Origin of the sequence: Sphingomonas sp. IW22 (assembly GCF_041321155.1) — a bacterium.
Classification (GTDB): domain Bacteria; phylum Pseudomonadota; class Alphaproteobacteria; order Sphingomonadales; family Sphingomonadaceae; genus Sphingomonas.
Genome location: NZ_JBGGWB010000001.1, coordinates 1,010,080 through 1,029,049 on the forward strand (window position 1 = coordinate 1,010,080; position 18,970 = coordinate 1,029,049).

Below are 18,970 nucleotides of genomic sequence, written 5' to 3' on the forward strand. Positions count from 1 at the left end.
GACGCCGCTTACCCGTGACCGCGATGAGCGAGGGGGCAAGCGACACGACCGGGCATCGCGCGCGCTTGCGCTCGCGCCTGCTGGGCCATGGCGCCGCAGCGCTGCTGGACCATGAACTGATCGAATATCTGCTGGCGCTGGCCATTCCCCGGCGCGACACTAAACCGCTGGCCAAGGCACTGCTTCGCGAATTCGGCGGAATTGGCGGTCTGTTGTCGGCGGATGCCGATGCGCTGATGCGTGTCGCGGGCATGGGAGAGACATCGGCCGCCGCGATCAAGATTGCCCATGCCGCCGCCATCCGGCTGGTTCAGGGCGAAGTCGCCGCGCGTCCGGTGCTGGCCAACTGGCAGGCGCTGCTCGACTATCTGCGCGCCGAAATGGCGCATCACGCCATCGAACGCGTGCGAGTGCTGCATTTGAACAGCCGCAACATGCTGATCCGCGACGAATTGATGAGCGAAGGCTCGATCGATCAAGCGGCGGTGCATGTCAGAGAGGTCATTCGCCGCGCGATCGACCTGGGTTCCGCCGCAATCATCCTCGTGCACAATCACCCGTCTGGCGATCCGCAACCGAGCCGTGCAGACATTGAACTGACCCGCACCATTGTCGCGGCGGGCAAGCCGCTGGGCATTGCCGTTCACGACCATCTAGTCATCGGCACCGATGGTCATGCCAGCCTGCGCGCGATGGGTTTGATGTAAGCGGAAAACGGCGACGGCCGCCGATCCCGTGCGGGGACCGGCGGCCGCCATCATTTCATCAAGAGCCTCGCTTACGACGCGCCTTGCGCCAGAAAGCTCGTCAGCTCGGTCTTGGATACCTTGGTCGACTTGTCCATGTCGGCCGAGGCAAAGGCCTGTCCAACCCAAGTCTGGACTTCCGCGCTCTGGGCGTTGGTCGACGGATCGCTGGCGCTGCGCAGTGCGACCATCCACCTGCCGAACTCATCCTGCGTGATCTCGCCGTCCTTGTCCCCGTCATAATTGGGGAATTCGGTTTCGACGATTTGCGCGATCTGGGCGGCGCTAGCCTGCTGCGGCTGGCCCGCACTATCGGCGGGGGCGGCCTGAGCGCTCGTGGCCGGGTCGGCAGCCTGAGTCGCGGTCGAATCCTGCGTCATGCTCGCCGCCGGGTCGGTCGGAGCGGTTCCAGGCGTTGCGGGGGCAGTCGACTGCACACCCGGTGCAGTCGTTGACTGCGTCGTCATGTCCTGTGCAAGAGCAGGCGCCGAAATAATCATCGCACTGGCCAGCAGAATGGGCTTCAACATCGGGTTTCTCCTAGTTGTGCACATAGCTGTGCAGGATCACTACATAGGTATGATGCACTGAATTACGAGTGTGATAATGCTTTGTTCATCGAACCCGTTCCTTTATAAGCAAGATTGCTAAGGCGTTCGCCCTTTGCTAGCGCACGGTTCGCCGCGGTTCCGTGTGTGTGCTGCGACGAACTGATTCCGCCCCGCGAAAGGAAAAATCTTGGTCCCGCGCTACGCCCGCCCCGCCATGACGGCGATCTGGACACCCGAAGCCCGTTTCCGCATCTGGTTCGAGATCGAAGCGCACGCCACCGATGCGCTGGCCGATCTGGGCGTGGTGCCGCGCGACGCCGCCGCCGCGCTTTGGCGCTGGTGGGACGGTGAAAAGGCCAAGAGCGCCGATGGCGAGGTGCCGATCGACGTTCCCGCGATCGACGCGATCGAGGCGGTGACCAAGCACGACGTCATCGCTTTCCTTACCTGGGTCTCCGAACAGGTCGGGCCTGAGGCGCGCTTTATGCATCAGGGCATGACCAGCTCCGACGTGCTCGACACCTGTCTGGCGGTGCAGATGTCGCGCGCCGCAGACATCCTGATCGCTGATATCGATGCGCTGCTAGCCGCGCTGGAGCGCCGCGCGCGCGAACACAAGCTGACGCCGACCATCGGGCGCAGCCACGGCATCCATGCCGAACCCGTCACCTTCGGCCTGAAGCTGGCGCAGGCACATGCCGAGTTCCAGCGTTGCCGGGCACGCCTGGTCGCGGCGCGGGCTGACATCGCCACCTGCGCCATTTCGGGCGCGGTCGGCACGTTCGCCAATATCGACCCCCGCGTCGAGGAACATGTCGCCGTCAAGCTCGGCCTGTCGGTTGAGCCGGTTTCGACGCAGGTCATCCCGCGCGACCGCCACGCGATGTTCTTTGCCACGCTGGGCGTCATCGCCGGGTCGATCGAACGGCTGGCGACCGAAGTACGCCACCTGCAACGCACCGAAGTGCTGGAGGCGGAGGAATATTTCTCCCCCGGCCAGAAGGGCTCGTCGGCCATGCCGCACAAGCGCAATCCGGTGCTGACCGAAAACCTGACCGGGCTGGCGCGCATGGTGCGCGGCTATGTCACGCCGGCTCTGGAAAATGTCGCGTTGTGGCACGAACGCGACATCAGCCACTCCTCGGTCGAGCGTTATATCGGCCCGGATGCCACCATCACGCTGGACTTCGCCCTCGCGCGGCTGACCGGCGTGGTCGACAAGCTGGTCGTCTATCCGGAGCGGATGCAGAAGAATCTCGACCGCATGGGCGGCCTGGTCCACTCGCAGCGGGTGCTGCTGGCGCTGACGCAGGCGGGCCTCAGCCGTGAGGACAGCTATCGGCTGGTTCAGCGCAACGCGATGAAGGTGTGGGAATCCGACGGCGCGCTGTCGCTGCTCGACCTGCTCAAGAACGACGCCGAAGTCACCGCCGCCCTGCCGGCAGAGGAGATCGAGGCGCGGTTCGACTTGGGTTATCATCTGAAGCATGTCGACACGATCTTCGCGCGCGTGTTCGGCGCTGCGTGAGGGCCGCGCACCGCCTGCTGCGCGAAGCGACGAGCGAGGCTCATGAACGGCTGGACACGCTGTTCATGGGCTTCGACCTGACCACGCCGGACGGCTATCGCCGGTTCATCGGTGCGCAGGCGAGCGCGATGCTGCCGATCGAAGCGGCGCTGGACGCGGGCGGTGCTGAGCAGGTGGTAGCCGACTGGCCGGGGCGCAGGCGCGGTTCTGCGCTGCTGGCCGATGCCGCCGAACTGGGCATAACCCCGGAACCCGTAGCGGCGGCAACGCCCTATCGCGACCTGCCCGCGCTGGCCGGCGCTCTTTACGTCGTCGAAGGTTCGCGCCACGGCGCACGTCACTTGCGAAGGCTGGTCGCGCCGGACCAGCCCGCTAAGTTTCTTAATCTAGAGCAAGTATCTGGAAGCTGGGTAAATTTGCTGGATCGGATTGATGCGATCCTTTACGAACCGGCAGCCCGCAGCACGGCCAAGGCGGCTGCACTGGCAACGTTCGACTGTTTCGAGCGCGCGGGGCGTAACTGGATGAATCACTAAATGCAGCAGCCCGTCCCGGTCGATCTTGGCAATTGCGATCGGGAACCGATCCATCAGCTTGGCGCGATCCAGCCATTTGGTTTTCTGCTGTCGCTGTCGGCCGACTGGATCATCCGGCGCGCATCGGCCAATCTGCCGGAGTTTCTGGGGCTGGAACCCGACGCGGCGCTGGGCTCGCCCCTGATCGAACTCATCGGGCCGGATGCGGTCCACCTGCTTCGCAATCGCATGACCCTGTTGCGCGGCGCCGATGCTGTGGAGCGGGTATTCGGCGTTCCCGTCACCGGCGGCCGCCGTTTCGACTTCGCCATGCATGTCAGCGGGGCCGACATCGTGATCGAGGGGGAGCCGAGCGCCGAAACCCCCGTCAGCGACACCGCCAGCACGATCCGCGCGATGATCGGGCGCCTGGATGCGACCCAGGGACTGCCCGCTTTCTATCGCGAAGGGGCGCGACAGGTTCGCGCGCTGACCGGGTTCGACCGGGTCATGGTCTATCGCTTCGATCCCGACGGATCGGGAACGGTGGTGGCCGAAGCGGTCGGCAGCGGGCTGGGCAGCTTCCTGGACCTGCGCTACCCGGCGTCGGACATTCCGAAACAGGCGCGTGCGCTATATGTGCGAACGCCCTTTCGCGTGATCGCCGATGTCGGCGCGGCGCCGGTGCCGATCGTCCCCACGCTGGACGAACGCGGGGAACCGATCGACCTGTCGCTGTCGGTGCTGCGGTCGGTATCGCCGATCCATATCGAATATCTGCAGAATATGGGCGTGGGCGCGTCGCTGTCGATCTCGATCATCGTCGAGGGTCGCCTGTGGGGCCTGTTCGCATGCCATCATTACGCCCCGCGCTGCCCGGGGTTCGAGCGCCGCTCGGTCGCCGAGTTGTTCGGACAGATGTTCGCCTTCAAGCTGGAGGCGCGGGAGCGGCAGGTGCTGGCGGCCTATGAAACGGCGGCGCGCAATGCATCGGACCGGCTGCTCGCGGCGATTGCGGGCGACAAGCAGTTGCTGGACAACCCCGATTTCCTGGGCGAGATGCTGGCAACCACCATTCCGTGCGACGGCATTGCCATTTGGCTGGACGGGCGCGTGGCGTTGTCGGGCCAAACGCCGCCTGCCGACGCAATCCCGGTGATCGCCAAGCGGCTGAACGCAATGACGCCGGGGCATATCTTCGCCACCGATCACCTGTCCGGCCTGTTGCCGATTGCCCAGGATTGGGCCGATCGCGCTGCCGGGATGCTGGCGCTGCCCATCTCCCGCTCCCCGCGCGATTATGTGCTGCTGTTCCGCGAGGAGCGCATTCGCAGCGTCAACTGGGGCGGCGACCCGCACAAGCCTGCGACCTGGGGGCCGAACGGCGCCCGCCTGTCGCCGCGCAAGAGCTTTGAGGCGTGGCGGGAGGAAGTGCGCGGTCGTGCCCAGCCCTTTGACGACGCCGAACTGCGCGTGGCCGAAATGCTGCGCGTCTCGCTGATCGAAGTGGTACTGCGCCTGTCCGACGACGCGCAGGAAGAACGCCGCCGCGCAGCCGAGCGGCAGGAATTGCTGATCGCGGAGCTGAACCACCGCGTCCGCAACATCCTGAGCCTCATTCGCGGGCTGGTGCGCCAGTCGCGCGATCCGGGTGCGGATACCGCCACCTATGTCGACATGCTGGAAGGCCGGATCGAGGCACTGGCCCGCGCCCACGACCAGATCACGCAGGACAACTGGTCCGCCGCACCCCTGCGCCGCCTGATCGAAACCGAAGCTGCCGCCTATCTGGGCGGTCGTGCATCGCGGCTGCATCTGGAGGGCGACGCCATGTTGCTCAGCCCCCAGGCCTTTTCGACGCTGGCACTGGTGCTGCACGAATTGATGACCAATTCGGCCAAATATGGCGCGCTGTCCGACAATGGCACCGTGGCCGTCGGCTGGCACTGCAATGCCATGGACGAGCTGGTCATCGAGTGGCGGGAACGCGGCGGGCCGCCGGTCAACGCCCCGACCCGCCAGGGTTTCGGCACGACGATCATCCAGCGTTCCATCCCCTATGACCTGGGGGGCCGGGCAGAGGTTCGCTATCAGCTGACCGGCGTGGAAGCCGATCTGATCATCCCCGCGCACCATATCAGCGGCGGCGATGCGGCGACCGAGCACCGCTCCGCCATCGGCCCGGACATGCGCGACACCATGACGAGCGGCGAGACGGACGTGATCGACGGCGTGGCGCTGCTGGTCGAGGATAGCCTGATCATCGCCATGGATGCCGAGGATATCCTGACCTCGCTCGGCGCGCGGCAGGTTGTGACCGCCAACAGCGTGAATCAGGCATTGGTGGAACTGGGCCGGGAGACGGTGGCCGTCGCGGTGCTGGACTTTAATCTGGGCGACGAAACCAGTCTGGCGGTGGCGGAAGCGCTGCGCGCGCGCGGCGTGCCGTTCATCTTTGCCACCGGCTATGGCGAGCAACTGACCCTGCCGGATGGGCTGGGCGATACGCCTGTCCTGCAAAAGCCCTATACCGCCCCGAACCTCAGCCGCTTGCTGGCAAAGGTTCTGGGCAAGGCATAAAGGGCGGCGTCGGCATCAACCGCCGAACGCCGCCTTCATTTTCGAGAAAAAGCCCGAATCCTCGTCGATCGGCGGTGCTTCGCCATCGGCTTCGCGCAGCGCTTCCAGCAATTCGCGCTGGCGAGCGGTCAGGCGGGTGGGCACCTGCACCTCAATATGGACGACCATGTCGCCGCGTCCGCGTCCCTGAAGCACGGGCATCCCCGCGCCCCGCTGGCGGATTTCACGGCCCGACGGCGTGCCGGGGGCGATACGGATGACCTGTTCGGCGCCGTCCGGCCCCTCGATCACCACCTCACCGCCAAGCGCGGCGGTCGCAAAGCTGATCGGCGCGCGCGCGTGCAGCGTCGTACCCTCGCGCGAGAAGATCGGGTGCCGCGCAACGTGCAGGAAAATGTAGAGGTCGCCCGGCGGCGCGCCACGCGGCCCCGCTTCCCCCTCACCATTCAGACGGATGCGCGTACCTTCGTCCACGCCGGGGGGGATGGTGACGCTGAGCGTCTTGGTCTTGTCGACGCGCCCGTCGCCACGACAGGTGCCGCACGGATCGGCAATCACCTCGCCCGCGCCCATACAGGTCGGGCAGGTCCGCTCGACCACGAAAAAGCCCTGCTGCGCCCGCACCTTGCCAATGCCGCCACAGGTCCCGCAGGCGCGCGCCGCGGTGCCGGGCTTGGCGCCGGTGCCGGAACAGGTGTCGCATGCGCCCGACACATCGACCGTGATTTCGGTCTGATGCCCGTGAAATGCCTGTTCGAGCGAGATTTCCATGTCGTAGCGCAGGTCCGCGCCACGCCGCTGGGTGCGACCGCCACGCTGGCCGCCCATGAATTCGCCAAACACGCTTTCGAAAATGTCGGAGAAGCCGGAAAAGTCCTGACCCCCGCCGCCGGCACCGCCCTGAAAGGCGGAGTGGCCATAGCGGTCATAGGCAGCACGCTTTTGAGGGTCCTTCAGAACCTCATAGGCTTCGCTGACAGCCTTGAACTTGGCCTCATGCTCCTTGCATCCCCCGTTCTTGTCCGGGTGATACTTCATCGCCAGCTTGCGATAAGCCGACTTGATCGTCGCGCCATCCGCATCGCGGGCGCAGCCGAGCACTTCGTAATAATCAACCTGGGTGGTCATACATGCCCCCTATGCCCGCCACCGCTGCGGAGCACGTCCATCAAGCGGTGGCGGATCATAGTCATTTACGCCTTCTGGCTGTCGTCCACCTCGGAGAATTCGGCATCGACGACGCCGTCGTCTTCCGCCTTCGACTCCTGCGCGGCACCCGGCGATGCTTCCGCCGCCTGCTGCTTTTCGTAAATGGCCTGGCCCAGCTTCATAGCGACGTTCGCCAGTTCCTGGGTCTTGGCCTGCATCGCGTCGGGATCGCCACCCTCGACCGCGGCCTTCGCCTCGGCGATCTTGGCTTCGATCTCGGATTTCAGCGCACCGTCGACCTTGTCGCCATTGTCGGCAAGCTGGCGTTCGGTCGTGTGGATCAGGCTTTCGGCGTTGTTCTTCGCCTCGGCCGCCGCACGGCGCTTCTTGTCTTCCTCGGCGAACTGCTCGGCGTCACGTACCATCGCTTCGATGTCGCTGTCCGACAGGCCGCCCGAGGCCTGGATGCGGATCTGCTGCTCCTTGCCGGTGCCCTTGTCCTTGGCCGACACGTTGACGATGCCGTTGGCGTCGATGTCGAAGGTGACCTCGATCTGCGGCACGCCGCGCGGTGCGGGCGGGATGCCGACCAGATCGAACTGGCCCAGCAGCTTGTTGTCCGCCGCCATTTCGCGTTCGCCCTGGAACACGCGGATCGTCACGGCACCCTGATTGTCGTCGGCGGTCGAATAGACCTGCGACTTCTTGGTCGGGATGGTCGTGTTGCGGTCGATCATGCGCGTGAACACGCCGCCCAGCGTCTCGATACCCAGCGACAGCGGGGTCACGTCGAGCAGCAGCACGTCCTTGACGTCGCCCTGAAGCACACCGGCCTGGATCGCCGCGCCGATCGCCACCACCTCATCGGGGTTGACGCCGGTGTGCGGTTCCTTGCCGAAGAACGATTTCACGACTTCGCGCACCTTGGGCATGCGGGTCATGCCGCCGACCAGCACGACTTCGTCGATGCCGTCGTTCTTGACGCCCGCATCAGCCATCGCCTTCTTCAGCGGGGTCAGCGTGCGCTGGATCAGGTCGTCGACCAGTCGTTCCAGCTCGGCGCGGCTGATCGACTTGACCAGATGCTTCGGGCCGTTCTGATCGGCGGTGATGAAGGGCAGGTTGACCTCGGTCGTCTGGGCCGACGACAGCTCGATCTTGGCCTTTTCCGACGCTTCCTTCAGACGCTGGAGCGCCAGCTTGTCCTTGGTCAGGTCGATGCCCTCGGCCTTCTGGAACTCGCTGGCGAGATACTGGACCAGCTTGGAGTCGAAATCCTCACCACCCAGGAAGGTGTCGCCGTTGGTCGCCTTCACCTCGAACACGCCGTCGCCGACTTCGAGGATCGAGATGTCGAACGTACCGCCGCCAAGGTCATAGACCGCGATCGTCTTGTTCTCGTTCTTGTCAAGGCCATAGGCCAGCGCCGCCGCCGTCGGCTCGTTGATGATGCGCAGCACCTCAAGGCCCGCGATCTTGCCCGCGTCCTTGGTTGCCTGACGCTGGGCGTCGTTGAAGTAGGCCGGGACCGTGATAACCGCCTGGGTCACGGTTTCGCCGAGATACGCCTCGGCCGTTTCCTTCATCTTCTGAAGGGTGAAGGCCGAAATCTGCGACGGGCTGTATTCCTGGCCACCGGCCGAAACCCATGCGTCGCCGTTCGGGCCGCGCGCGATGGTATAGGGCACCAGTTCGGTGTCCTTCTTCGTCACGGGATCGTCGAAACGACGGCCGATCAGACGCTTGACCGCGAAGATCGTGTTGTCGGGGTTGGTCACCGCCTGGCGCTTGGCCGGCTGACCGATCAGTCGCTCCCCATCCTTGGCAAACGCGACGATCGAGGGCGTGGTGCGCGCACCTTCCGCATTCTCGATCACCTTGGGTTTGCCACCCTCCATCACCGCAACGCAGCTGTTGGTGGTGCCGAGATCAATACCGATAACTTTAGCCATATTCCCTCGTTTGGCCCCCGGTTCAATATGTTGAGATAGCCCCGCCCCGGATTGGCGACGGAACCCATTACGTCAGCGGATATAGTGGGGGTTCGCCTTGCCGCAAGATTGCCGCACGGCTAGGCGTGGATGAGGTGATGTTCAAAGGGTGTCCCATGCGGCGAAGCGCGATACGAGGCGGGATTTTGGCGGTATCGCTGGCGGCCCTGCTGGCGGGCTGCGGCGGCGGCAGGGGCGACCCGGTGGCGCACGACGCCTGGGTGCGACTGCCTGCAGTCGCCGGGCGCCCGGCAGCCGCCTATGTCAGCATCGACGGCGGGCGGGAGGCTGTTCGCCTGACCAGCCTGCGCGTGGCGGCGGCGCGGCGCGTCGAACTGCATGAAACGATGAAGGACGGCGCGGTCATGTCGATGCGCCCGGTAGATGGCATCGACGTGCCAGCGGGCGGCACGGTGGCGCTGGCGCCCGGCGGCGCGCACGCCATGCTGTTCGACCTCGACCCCGCGTTGAAGCCGGGCGGCACGACCAAGGTGACGCTGATGTTTGATCACGCACCGCCGATCGAGCTGGATGCCGCACTCGTCGCCCCCGGCGGCACCGGCCCCGAATGATCGCGGCAGCGGTCCTGCTGCTTCAGGCCGCCGTCACCTTTCCGCAGGGCGGCGCCATCGGCCTGACCCCACCCGCCGACATGACTGAGGCATCGGGCTTCACCGGCTTCTCAAATACCGCCGGTGACAGCATCACCCTCGCCGAATTGCCGAAAGAGGCATGGGCCGAGCTGGTGAAGCGCATCGCCGCCACTCCGGCGGGCCGCCCCTTGCCCAATGGCGTGATTATCGACGGGTCGGGAGACGTGGTCGCGCTGCCCGGCGGCGAGCGGGCGGTGCGATGGCGCGGACATCAGCAGATCGGCGGCACTCGCCATGCCAAATGGATCGTGCTGGCCGAAGGGGCGGATGCGACGGCGGTCGTCATCGCTCAGGTCGATGCGTCGCGCGCGGCGGATCGCGCGCCCGCGATCGAAAGCGCACTGGCAACGGTGCGTTTTCAGCGCCCCGCCGATCTGGAAAGCGCGATTGCCGCACTGCCCTTCTCGATTGGCGACCGGGCGGGCTTTCGCGCGGTTCGTACGTTGATGGGATCGGGCCTGATCCTGACCGAGGGACCGCGCGATACCGATCCCGATGGCGCACAGCCACTGGTGATCGTTGCATCCAGTCTCGACCAGACCGCGCCGCCCGACCGCACCGCCTTTGCCCGCAACCTGTTCGTAGCGCAGCCCAATTTCACGCGCCTGACCGTGCGCGACGTGGTGGCTGATGGCGAACGGGTGACGATCACCGGCACCGCCGTCGACCGCGCACGATTCGTGACGCTGCGCCAGCATCTGCGCTTTGTTGAAAATGGCGGCTATCTTCGCACCATGTGCATCTGGCCTGTCGCCGACGACCTGACCGCGCGGTGCGACCGGGTGGCCGCATCGGTCGCGCCGCGATGAAGGGGCGGCCGCTCACCCCGGAAGAGGTCGCGCTGGCGCGGTCTGTGTTCGGGGACGCCATTGATTACGCTCAGGTGGGCGTCGCCAATCGCAAATGGGCCTTTTTCCAGCCGCGCAACGTGACGATGGCGCCGCTGGGCTCCATCCATTTCCATCCGGGCGGCGGCCTGTACTGCAGCGATTTCGCCTGTGCCGATGTCGACCGGCAGGGCCTGTTCATCCACGAAATGGTGCATGTTTGGCAGCATCAGAAGGGCATGTTCCTGCCGATCCGTCGCCATCCCTTTTGCCGGTACGATTACAGCCTCAAGCCCGGCTGGCGGCTGGACCGCTATGGGATCGAGCAGCAGGCCGAGATTGTCCGCCACATCTTTCTGCTCACGCGCGGGCGGATCGTACCGGGGGCGCCGCCGCTGGAACAGTATCGCGGCATCCTGCCCTTCACGCCGGGTTGAGAAATCTGGCGACATAGGATACCCCCCTATCCTATGTCGCACACCTCACAAGACCGTGACCGGCTGCTCGCCCGCATCCGGCGCATCGCGGGACAGGTCGCCGCTATTGAACGCGCGGTACAAGCCGATGCGCCTTGCGCCGAGACGCTGCACCTCGCCGCCGCCGTGCGCGGCGCGGTGGCCGGGTTGATGGACGGGCTGGTCGAAGAACATCTGCGCGAACATGTCGCTGCCGACGGGCTGAGCGCCGAACAGCGCGCGGCGGGTGCCGACGAACTGGCGACGGTGCTTCGCCGTCATTTTCGCTGAGGAACCGGGCGATGCCGCCGCACACCGACCATCATCACCATCACGCGCATCACCCCGCCCCGTCCGCCCCGCCGCGCGATGCGGGCCATCCATGTTCGCGCACGCACGAATATCTGGGTGACGCGCATGATGCCAATGCGCGGCGCACCATCTGGGTCGTCGCGCTGACCGCCGTGATGATGGTGGCCGAAATCGCCGCCGGTTACTGGACCGGGTCGATGGCGCTGCTGGCAGACGGCTTTCACATGGCGACGCACGCGGGTGCGCTTGGCGTGGCGGCCATGGCCTATCGCTATGCCCGCGTTCATGCGCGCGACCCCAGCTATACGTTCGGCACCGGCAAGGTAGGCGATCTGGCGGGGTTTGCCTCCGCCATCATCCTCGCGCTGTTCGCGATCGGCATCGGTGTGGAAAGCGTGCGCCGCATGATCGAACCGGGCGACGTAGCCTTTGGCGAGGCAACATTGGTCGCGATCATCGGGCTGGTCGTCAATCTGGTCAGCGCGCTGCTGCTGAGTGGCGGGCACCATCATCACGGGCATGACCATGACCACAGCCATGCTCACGACAACAACCTGCGATCCGCCTATCTCCACGTGCTGGCCGACGCGCTCACCTCGGTCCTGGCCATCGCCGCACTGCTGGCGGGCGAATATCTAGGCTGGATATGGCTCGACCCCATTGTGGGCGTGCTGGGCGCCATCGTCATCGGTCGCTGGTCGCTGGGTCTGATGGCGGACACGGCGCGCGTGCTGTTGGACCGGGCCGAGCCGGGGCTGGCCGATGCGATCCGCCACGCGGTCGAGGGGCCGGGCGACACGCGTATCATCGACCTGCATGTCTGGCGCATCGGCCCGCAAGCACATGCGGCCATCGTCGAGGTTGAGGGCGACGCCAGCGAAGCGACGGTGCGCGAACGGCTTTCGAGCATCGCCGCCGTCGCGCATCTGACGGTCGCGCGCGGCCACTGACGCCTTGACCGCAGGGTCAAAGCGGCGGCATCGCAAGGCCCGATGACCGACCCGCTTGCCCGCATCGCCGACGCGCTCGACCGCATCGCCCCGCCGCCGCCCGCCGACGCGGACCCGCTGGTGCACCCCGCTTATGTCTGGGACGGTGCCAATCTGCGGGCGGTCCGCGCCTTTGCGCCGCAACCGCTGGAACGGCTGAAGGGCATTGACCGCAACCGCGACGTGTTGCTCGCCAATTTCACGCGGCTGGCCGACGGCGTGGCGGCGCAGGACACGCTGCTGTGGGGCGCGCGCGGCACGGGCAAGTCGGCGCTGGTCAAGGGGGCGATCGGCGAACTTCAGGCACGCGGCAAATCAATTGCGCTGGTCGAAGTCGTCACCGACCGGCTCGACACCCTGCCCCGGCTGTTCGCGCTGCTGGCCGACCGGCCACGCGCCTATGCCATCTTCCTCGACGATCTGGGCTTCGACGCCGCAGGTGAGGCGCGCGCCCTGCGTTCGCTGCTGGAGGGCGGGGCGGAAGCGCGGCCCGCCAATGCGCGCATCGTCGTGACATCCAACCGCCGCCACCTGATCCCGCGCGACATTGCCGAGCAGGAAAGCGCCATCAACCAGCGCGATTCGATCGACGACCAGATGGCGCTGGCCGACCGGTTCGGCCTGTCGCTGGGCTTTCATGCGCTGGATCAGGATGGCTACCTCGCCATCGTCGCGGGCTATGCAGCCGCGATGGGCCTCGACTTCGACCCCGCCGACGCCGTGCAATGGGCGACGCGGCGCGGCAGCCGGTCGGGACGCGTGGCGTGGCATTATGTGACCGAACTGGCCGGCCGTGCCGGCAAGACCGTCTGAACGGAGAGCGAGCATGCAGAACAGCCCGTGGAGCCATCACCGCCGCGCCGGCGTGGCCGACGACATCGACTTCGAGATCAAGGGGCAAGAGCTTCAGTTCGTCGAGATCGAACTGGACCCCGGCGAGAGCGCCGTTGCGGAAGCAGGTGCGCTGGTGTGGAAGGACGCCGGGGTCGGCATGACCACCGTGTTCGGTGACGGCTCCGGCGGCGCGGACGGCGGCTTCATGGGTAAGCTGCTCGGCGCGGGCAAAAGGCTGGTGACGGGCGAGAGCCTGTTCACCACCGTCTTCACCCATCAGGGATCGGGCAAGGCGCGCGTCGCCTTTGCCAGCCCCACGCCGGGGTCGATCCTGCCGCTCCGGCTGGATCAGGTGGGCGGCACGCTGATCTGTCAGAAGGACAGCTTTCTTTGCGCGGCCAAGGGCGTGTCGATCGGCATCGCGTTCCAGCGGCGGGTGATGACCGGCCTGTTCGGCGGCGAAGGCTTTATCATGCAGAAGCTGGAAGGCGACGGTTGGGTCTTCGTCCAGATGGGCGGCACCGTGGTGGAGCGCGAACTGCGCGCCGGTGAGGAACTGCACGTCGATACCGGCTGCCTTGCCGCCTATACTCCCTCGGTCGATTTCGATCTGGTGACGGTTGGTGGCATCCGCACGATGTTCTCGGCCGGCGAGGGCGCATTCTTTGCCCGGCTGCGCGGACCGGGCAAGGTGTGGATCCAGTCGCTGCCCTTTGCCCGACTGGCGGGCCGCATGATGGCGGCGGCGGGCGGCGGCGGCGGCAATCGCGGCGAGGGATCGGCGCTGGGCGGCCTTGGCGACTGGATCGGCGGCAACAATTAGGATGTGGTGGCGGGCTTGGGTGGTGCGGTCAGGTCCAGCCGCACCAGCCTCCGCTGCGCAGAACGGCTGCGGATGCGCGACTTGATCCCATCCTCGAACGCAGATGTCATGCTGTACCGCTCGACCCGATAAAAGCCAGGATCGTCCGTGCCGGGCGCCATTGGCGCGTAACGGCGCCCGGCCAACTCCCTCAGCACCAGCTTTGGCCATTCCTTGGACAGTCTCGGACCCGCCCGCAGCAGTTCGACATCGCGGACCCGCCCATCGGCGCCGATCCAAAAGCCGAAATCGGCCCAGTTATCTTCCACCGGCACCTTCAGCAGTTCCGAAGACATTGTCGCAACCTTGGGCATTTGCCGGTTGTCCAGTCGATCGACCACCTCATCGCCCGCCGGGCCGAGGACGATTACCGGTTTATGGAGCAGCAGCGGCTGGTCGCCCTGGCTCTGCCGAGCGCTGGCAATGATCGCTTCCATGGCATCCGGGTCACCGTCGCGAAGACGGATCCGTGCCTCTACGATCCGCGCCGCGTTGACGAACGGCTCCAGTTCGGGGTCGGTCCGCGCAAGCAGTGCTTCCAGGCTTTCCGGGCGCCCTGTGCCCCCCTGCACGCTCGATAACTGGGCATCGAGCGATGCGCGGCGCAACAGGGCCATCCCCTCGATACGCGGCGCATCGGCTTCGCGCGCCAGCCGGGCGGCGGCGGCATATGCGTCCCGCGCGGCTTCGAACCGCCCGACCGCCTGCCAGGCATCGGCTGTGGCGATGCGCGCCACGATGGCGCGGCGGTCCTGCTCGCCAAAGGCGCGGCGCAGCACATGTTCGCTTGCCATCATGCCCTGCCGGCTCTTGCCCGCAAAACCCAGATGCGCGGCCACGCGGGCGTCGGCACGCAACAGGTCCGCGACCGGTTCGGGTGCGCTGTCGGCATGACGGCGGTTGCGCGAAATCCCTGCCTGTAAGGTGGCGCGCGCATCGCGATAATGGCCTGCGACGAACTGCGCCTCCGCATGGCCGAGCGTCGCGTCGATTTCGTCGCTGACCGAGCATTGACGAGCGATACAGGCCTTCAGCCGGGCCTCGCTTTCCCCAAGATTCGGCCCGATAACGGTGATGGTCGGACTTCCAGTGTCAGGCGTCTGGGCGAACGCGCCGGGGGCGGTCGTTAGCGCCAGCGTGGCAAGGATGATCCGGGAACAACGCATCACACTTCTCCTTGGGTCGTCACCTCATTCGATCGGGCCCCAGCGGATACGGCGCACCATCACCGATTCCACCGGTTGGCCCGCAGCATCGCGGGCGGGCTGGCGATAGCTGATCTTGCGGCGCAGCGTCGGGCAGGCCAGCTGGTCCAGCCCCTCATCGCCCGATGGTTCGATCACGCGACAGGTCTCGCCGACCCGGCCATCATCGCCAATGGTCCACAAGATGGTGGTGAAGCGATCATTGACCCGCCGTAGATAGCGTTCGGGCACATCGGCCACGCTGATCCACTGCCCCCCGCGCGCGACCGCAGGTTGGGCGACCGACATCGGACCGGAGGGCTCCACGCCCCAGCCGGACAGCAAGCCGGTTTCGCACTCACCCCCCGCCCTCACCATCCGCGCGACCTGCCCCAGGTCAACCGGGATCGACGCGCTTGTCACGCCCGTCAGGCTGATGGTTCCTTTGTCTCCAAGCGTCGTGCCGCTGCGCGGTTCGAGCGGGATGAAGTAGATCGTCCGGCCCGCTGCGTTTCGGGCCCGTTCGATGGCGCCCACCGACAGATGATCCGCGTCAAAGGCAGGTCGCATCCGATCCGGCTCAAGCATCATCGACGACGGCACAGACAAGAGCAGCACCACCCCGGCAGCGCCCGGATAATGCCGCACCCCGACCAGGGTCGGCGCATCACCCGGCACGACGCGGCGGTAAACAGTGCAACTGGCTGGATCGGCCCCGACATCAAGTGTCTCGACAGCGTGAGCAGTCCCCGATGACAGGAGGATTGTCGCGGCGATCATCCAGCGCTTACGCATCCAGTTCCTCAGCCTCCAATCGGGCGGCGTTTTCCTGGATGAAAGCGAATCGGTGGGCCGGGTTGTTGCCCATCAGCCGATCGACCAGATCCTTTACGCCAGCCCGTTCCTCATATTCCTGCGGCAAAGTGATACGGATCAGACTGCGTGTCGAGGGGTCCATCGTCGTTTCGCGCAACTGACCTGGGTTCATTTCGCCCAGTCCCTTGAAGCGCGCGACATCGACCTTCTTGCCGCGAAACGCGGTCCGCTCGATCTCGGCGCGGTGGCCGTCGTCGCGGGCGTAGAGCGATTTGGCACCGACAGTCAGGCGATAAAGCGGCGGTTGCGCCAGATACAGGTGCCCGCGCCGGACCAGTTCGGGCATTTCCTGAAAGAAGAAGGTCATCAGCAGCGTCGCGATATGCGCCCCGTCGACATCGGCGTCCGTCATGATGATGATGCGCTCGTAACGCAGATTGTCGGGCACGCAGTCCTTTCGCGTGCCGCATCCCATTGCCTGGATCAGGTCCGCGATTTCCTGATTGGCCAGGATCTTGGCGCTGGTCGCCGATGCGACATTCAGGATCTTGCCGCGAATGGGCAGGATCGCCTGAGTCTTGCGGTCGCGCGCCTGCTTGGCCGAACCGCCTGCCGAATCGCCTTCAACGATGAACAATTCGGTGCCGTCGGGGCTGTCGGCGGCACAGTCGGTCAGCTTGCCCGGCAGCCGCAGCTTGCGTGAGGAAGTCGCGGTCTTGCGCTTGACCTCCCGCTCGGCCTTGCGGCGCAGGCGCTCGTCCATCCGGTCGAGGACATAGCCGAGCAGCGCCTTGCCCCTGTCCATCCGGTCGGACAGGAAATGGTCGAAATGGTCACGCACCGCCTTTTCGACGAGGCTCGCGGCCTCTGGACTGGTCAGGCGGTCCTTGGTCTGGCTTTGAAACTGGGGTTCGCGAATAAACACCGACAGCATCAGTTCGGAACCGACCATCACGTCGTCGGGCGTCAGGTCCTTGGCCTTTTTCTGACCCACCAGTTCCCCGAACGCGCGCAACCCGCGCACCAGCGCCTGGCGAAGCCCCTGTTCATGCGTGCCGCCATCGGGCGTGGGGATGGTGTTGCAATACCAGCTGTAGCTGCCGTCGCTCCACAGCGGCCACCCGACTGCCCATTCGACGCGGCCCTGCTCGTCCGGGAACTCTTGTGCGCCCGAAAAGAAGTCGGCGGTGGCGCATTCGCGTGTGCCGACCTGTTCCTTCAAATGGTCGGCCAGACCGCCGGGGAACTGGAACACCGCTTCTGGCGGCGTGTCGTCGGTGATCAGCGAGGGCGCGCACTTCCAGCGGATTTCAACGCCTGCGAACAGATACGCCTTGGACCGCGCCAGCTTGTACAGGCGCGCTGGCTTGAAATGCAGTTCAGGCCCGAAAATCTCCGCGTCCGGGGTAAAGGCAACGGACGTGCCGCGCCGGTTGGGCGTGCCGCCCAGATGCTCCAGCGGTCCCAGCGTCTGCCCCTTTGAGAAGCGCTGGCGGTAAAGCTGGCGGTCGCGGGCAACCTCCACCACGGTATCATCGGACAGCGCGTTGACCACGCTGACCCCCACGCCGTGCAGACCGCCCGACGTGGCATAGGCCTTGCCCGAAAACTTGCCGCCCGAATGCAGCGTCGACAGGATGACTTCCAGCGCCGATTTGTCGGGAAAGCGTGGGTGCGGGTCGACGGGGATGCCGCGACCATTGTCGACGATGGTCAGGCGGTTACCCTCTGCCAACGTAATTTCGATGCGATTGGCGTGACCGGCCACCGCCTCGTCCATCGCATTGTCCAGCACTTCGGCGGCAAGGTGATGCAGCGCGCGCTCGTCGGTACCGCCGATATACATGCCGGGCCGCCGCCGGACCGGCTCCAGCCCCTCCAGCACCTCGATCGACGCGGCGTTATAGTCGGTCGGCTGGGGGGAAGTGGCGGCGGCGAACAGATCGTCTGACATGCCCCTGCTATAAGCCGCGTTGGCGCAGGAACAAAGCGAAGCCGCACACCAGCCGCTGTGGCATCGATGCAACACCCGCTGCATCTTAATTTCGCCGCAATGCAGCTAACCCGCATCAAGGACGTTCGGCGCCTCGTATCTGTTGCGTAACCTAGTGAGGAGTTAGTTTCGTATGCGTCAGCGCACTCTCATCCGCGCCGCGATCGGCATGACCGCAATGCTTGCCGCGGTTCCCGCCCTCGCCCAGACCGCCGATGGCGAAAAGCGTTTCGACGGTCCTTATGTCGGCGGCTCGTTCGGCCTCAGCATGCAGGGCAATGATGTCGGCGAATCGGTCGTGTTCGACCGCGATCTTGACGGCAACTACGGCGACATCGTTTCCACGGCAGGTGGCACCAATGCCTTCTCGCCCGGCTTCTGTAACGGCGGCGCGCGCGGTGCGACCCCGGCGGGCGGCTGCTTCAACGACAAGGACGAGATCGAATATTCGGCTCGCGCCGGCTGGGACGCCCAGATGGGCAACTTCGTCGTCGGCGTCGTTGGTGAATTCGGCAAGAGCCAGGCCAAGGATTATGTGACCGGCTACAGCACCACCCCCGCATTCTACCAGTTCGGCCGCAGCTTCGACTGGAATGCCAGCATTCGCGGTCGCGCGGGCTATGCCGCCGGCGGCAAGACGCTGTTCTACGCAGCGGGCGGTCCGGCTTATGCGCGCATCAACAACAGCTTCACCACCTCGAACGGCGCCAACGCCTTCACCAGCGAAGAAGCCAAGCATAACAGCTGGGGCTACACCGTCGGCGGCGGTATCGAGCAGTCGGTGACGCGCAACATCTCGCTCGGCCTGGAATATATGTACAACAACTATCAGGATGACGATTATGTCGTCCGCGCAGGCCCCGGCACGGCGCCCGCGACCAACCCGTTCCTGCTGGGCAGCGCGTCGGGCACCGACATGCGCCGCAGCGACGACAATTTCCGTTTCCATTCGGTCCGCGCGACGGCGGCTTTCCGCTTCTGACGC

18 protein-coding genes are annotated in these 18,970 nt (G+C 65.8%); 12 read left to right on the top strand and 6 right to left on the bottom strand.

Annotated features, from left to right (window positions below):
* Positions 1–23 precede the first annotated feature (23 nt).
* On the top strand, positions 24–707 hold the full coding sequence (radC, locus tag ACAX61_RS05105; RefSeq protein ID WP_370714909.1) for a RadC family protein: 684 nt from the start codon (positions 24–26) through the stop codon (positions 705–707).
* Between the two features lie 71 nt (positions 708–778).
* Here radC and ACAX61_RS05110 read toward each other — a convergent pair whose 3' ends face one another.
* Positions 779–1,276 carry an EF-hand domain-containing protein gene (locus ACAX61_RS05110; RefSeq protein ID WP_370713713.1) on the bottom strand — a complete coding sequence of 166 codons (498 nt, stop codon included), beginning with the start codon at positions 1,274–1,276 and terminating at the stop codon, positions 779–781.
* Between the two features lie 208 nt (positions 1,277–1,484).
* Here ACAX61_RS05110 and purB point away from each other — a divergent pair, with 208 nt between their 5' ends.
* Genes purB through ACAX61_RS05125 form a run of 3 tightly spaced genes read left to right on the top strand, consistent with a single transcriptional unit; the run spans position 1,485 to position 5,920 of the window.
* A complete protein-coding gene (gene purB, locus ACAX61_RS05115; RefSeq protein WP_370713714.1) occupies positions 1,485–2,825 on the top strand; it encodes an adenylosuccinate lyase in 1,341 nt (446 codons plus the stop codon).
* Positions 2,822–3,361: a biliverdin-producing heme oxygenase gene (locus ACAX61_RS05120; protein WP_370713715.1), complete on the top strand. Its 540-nt coding sequence runs from the start codon at positions 2,822–2,824 to the stop codon at positions 3,359–3,361. The genes purB and ACAX61_RS05120 overlap by 4 nt, the downstream gene beginning before the upstream one ends.
* Entirely contained in the window at positions 3,362–5,920 is a 2,559-nt protein-coding gene (locus ACAX61_RS05125) for an HWE histidine kinase domain-containing protein (RefSeq protein ID WP_370713716.1), read from the top strand. It abuts the gene before it with no gap.
* Positions 5,921–5,935: 15 nt separating this feature from the next.
* On the opposite strand, the gene dnaJ is transcribed toward ACAX61_RS05125, so the two are convergent.
* Both dnaJ and dnaK read right to left on the bottom strand, forming a co-directional pair.
* Positions 5,936–7,048 carry a molecular chaperone DnaJ gene (gene dnaJ, locus ACAX61_RS05130; protein ID WP_370713717.1) on the bottom strand — a complete coding sequence of 371 codons (1,113 nt, stop codon included), beginning with the start codon at positions 7,046–7,048 and terminating at the stop codon, positions 5,936–5,938.
* Between the two features lie 65 nt (positions 7,049–7,113).
* Positions 7,114–9,021 carry a molecular chaperone DnaK gene (gene dnaK / locus ACAX61_RS05135; protein ID WP_370713718.1) on the bottom strand — a complete coding sequence of 636 codons (1,908 nt, stop codon included), beginning with the start codon at positions 9,019–9,021 and terminating at the stop codon, positions 7,114–7,116.
* A gap of 185 nt (positions 9,022–9,206) precedes the next feature.
* On the opposite strand from dnaK, the gene ACAX61_RS05140 reads away from it, so the two are divergent.
* From ACAX61_RS05140 to ACAX61_RS05170, 7 genes are read left to right on the top strand one after another with little or no spacing between them, the layout of a single operon-like run.
* Positions 9,207–9,632: a copper chaperone PCu(A)C gene (locus ACAX61_RS05140; RefSeq protein WP_370713719.1), complete on the top strand. Its 426-nt coding sequence runs from the start codon at positions 9,207–9,209 to the stop codon at positions 9,630–9,632.
* Positions 9,629–10,522, top strand: a complete 894-nt coding sequence (locus ACAX61_RS05145; protein WP_370713720.1) for a hypothetical protein — start codon at positions 9,629–9,631, stop codon at positions 10,520–10,522. The genes ACAX61_RS05140 and ACAX61_RS05145 overlap by 4 nt, the downstream gene beginning before the upstream one ends.
* Positions 10,519–10,977: a vgr related protein gene (locus ACAX61_RS05150; protein ID WP_370713721.1), complete on the top strand. Its 459-nt coding sequence runs from the start codon at positions 10,519–10,521 to the stop codon at positions 10,975–10,977. The genes ACAX61_RS05145 and ACAX61_RS05150 overlap by 4 nt, the downstream gene beginning before the upstream one ends.
* A 33-nt stretch (positions 10,978–11,010) precedes the next feature.
* Positions 11,011–11,286, top strand: coding sequence for a metal/formaldehyde-sensitive transcriptional repressor (locus tag ACAX61_RS05155; RefSeq protein WP_370713722.1), 276 nt, complete (start codon positions 11,011–11,013; stop codon positions 11,284–11,286).
* An 11-nt stretch (positions 11,287–11,297) separates the two neighbouring features.
* Positions 11,298–12,257 (top strand): CDF family Co(II)/Ni(II) efflux transporter DmeF, encoded by a 960-nt coding sequence (gene dmeF, locus ACAX61_RS05160; protein WP_370713723.1) that lies wholly within the window; start codon positions 11,298–11,300, stop codon positions 12,255–12,257.
* Between the two features lie 42 nt (positions 12,258–12,299).
* Positions 12,300–13,109, top strand: a complete 810-nt coding sequence (locus ACAX61_RS05165) for an ATP-binding protein (protein ID WP_370713724.1) — start codon at positions 12,300–12,302, stop codon at positions 13,107–13,109.
* 13 nt (positions 13,110–13,122) lie between these two features.
* Complete coding sequence (locus ACAX61_RS05170) at positions 13,123–13,953, top strand: TIGR00266 family protein (RefSeq protein ID WP_370713725.1); 831 nt, start codon at positions 13,123–13,125, stop codon at positions 13,951–13,953.
* On the opposite strand, the gene ACAX61_RS05175 is transcribed toward ACAX61_RS05170, so the two are convergent.
* The 3 genes from ACAX61_RS05175 to parE are packed head-to-tail and all read right to left on the bottom strand — an operon-like array spanning position 13,950 to position 17,946.
* The gene (locus ACAX61_RS05175) at positions 13,950–15,158 is read right to left on the bottom strand and encodes a hypothetical protein (RefSeq protein WP_370713726.1); all 1,209 of its coding nucleotides are present in this window, start codon (positions 15,156–15,158) and stop codon (positions 13,950–13,952) included. The two genes, ACAX61_RS05170 and ACAX61_RS05175, sit on opposite strands and share 4 nt — an antisense overlap.
* A 24-nt stretch (positions 15,159–15,182) precedes the next feature.
* The gene (locus ACAX61_RS05180; protein ID WP_370713727.1) at positions 15,183–15,971 is read right to left on the bottom strand and encodes an energy transducer TonB; all 789 of its coding nucleotides are present in this window, start codon (positions 15,969–15,971) and stop codon (positions 15,183–15,185) included.
* The gene (gene parE, locus ACAX61_RS05185) at positions 15,964–17,946 is read right to left on the bottom strand and encodes a DNA topoisomerase IV subunit B (protein WP_370713728.1); all 1,983 of its coding nucleotides are present in this window, start codon (positions 17,944–17,946) and stop codon (positions 15,964–15,966) included. The genes ACAX61_RS05180 and parE overlap by 8 nt, the downstream gene beginning before the upstream one ends.
* Before the next feature lie 172 nt (positions 17,947–18,118).
* Here parE and ACAX61_RS05190 point away from each other — a divergent pair, with 172 nt between their 5' ends.
* A complete protein-coding gene (locus tag ACAX61_RS05190; protein WP_370713729.1) occupies positions 18,119–18,967 on the top strand; it encodes an outer membrane protein in 849 nt (282 codons plus the stop codon).
* The last annotated feature ends 3 nt before the right edge of the window (positions 18,968–18,970 follow it).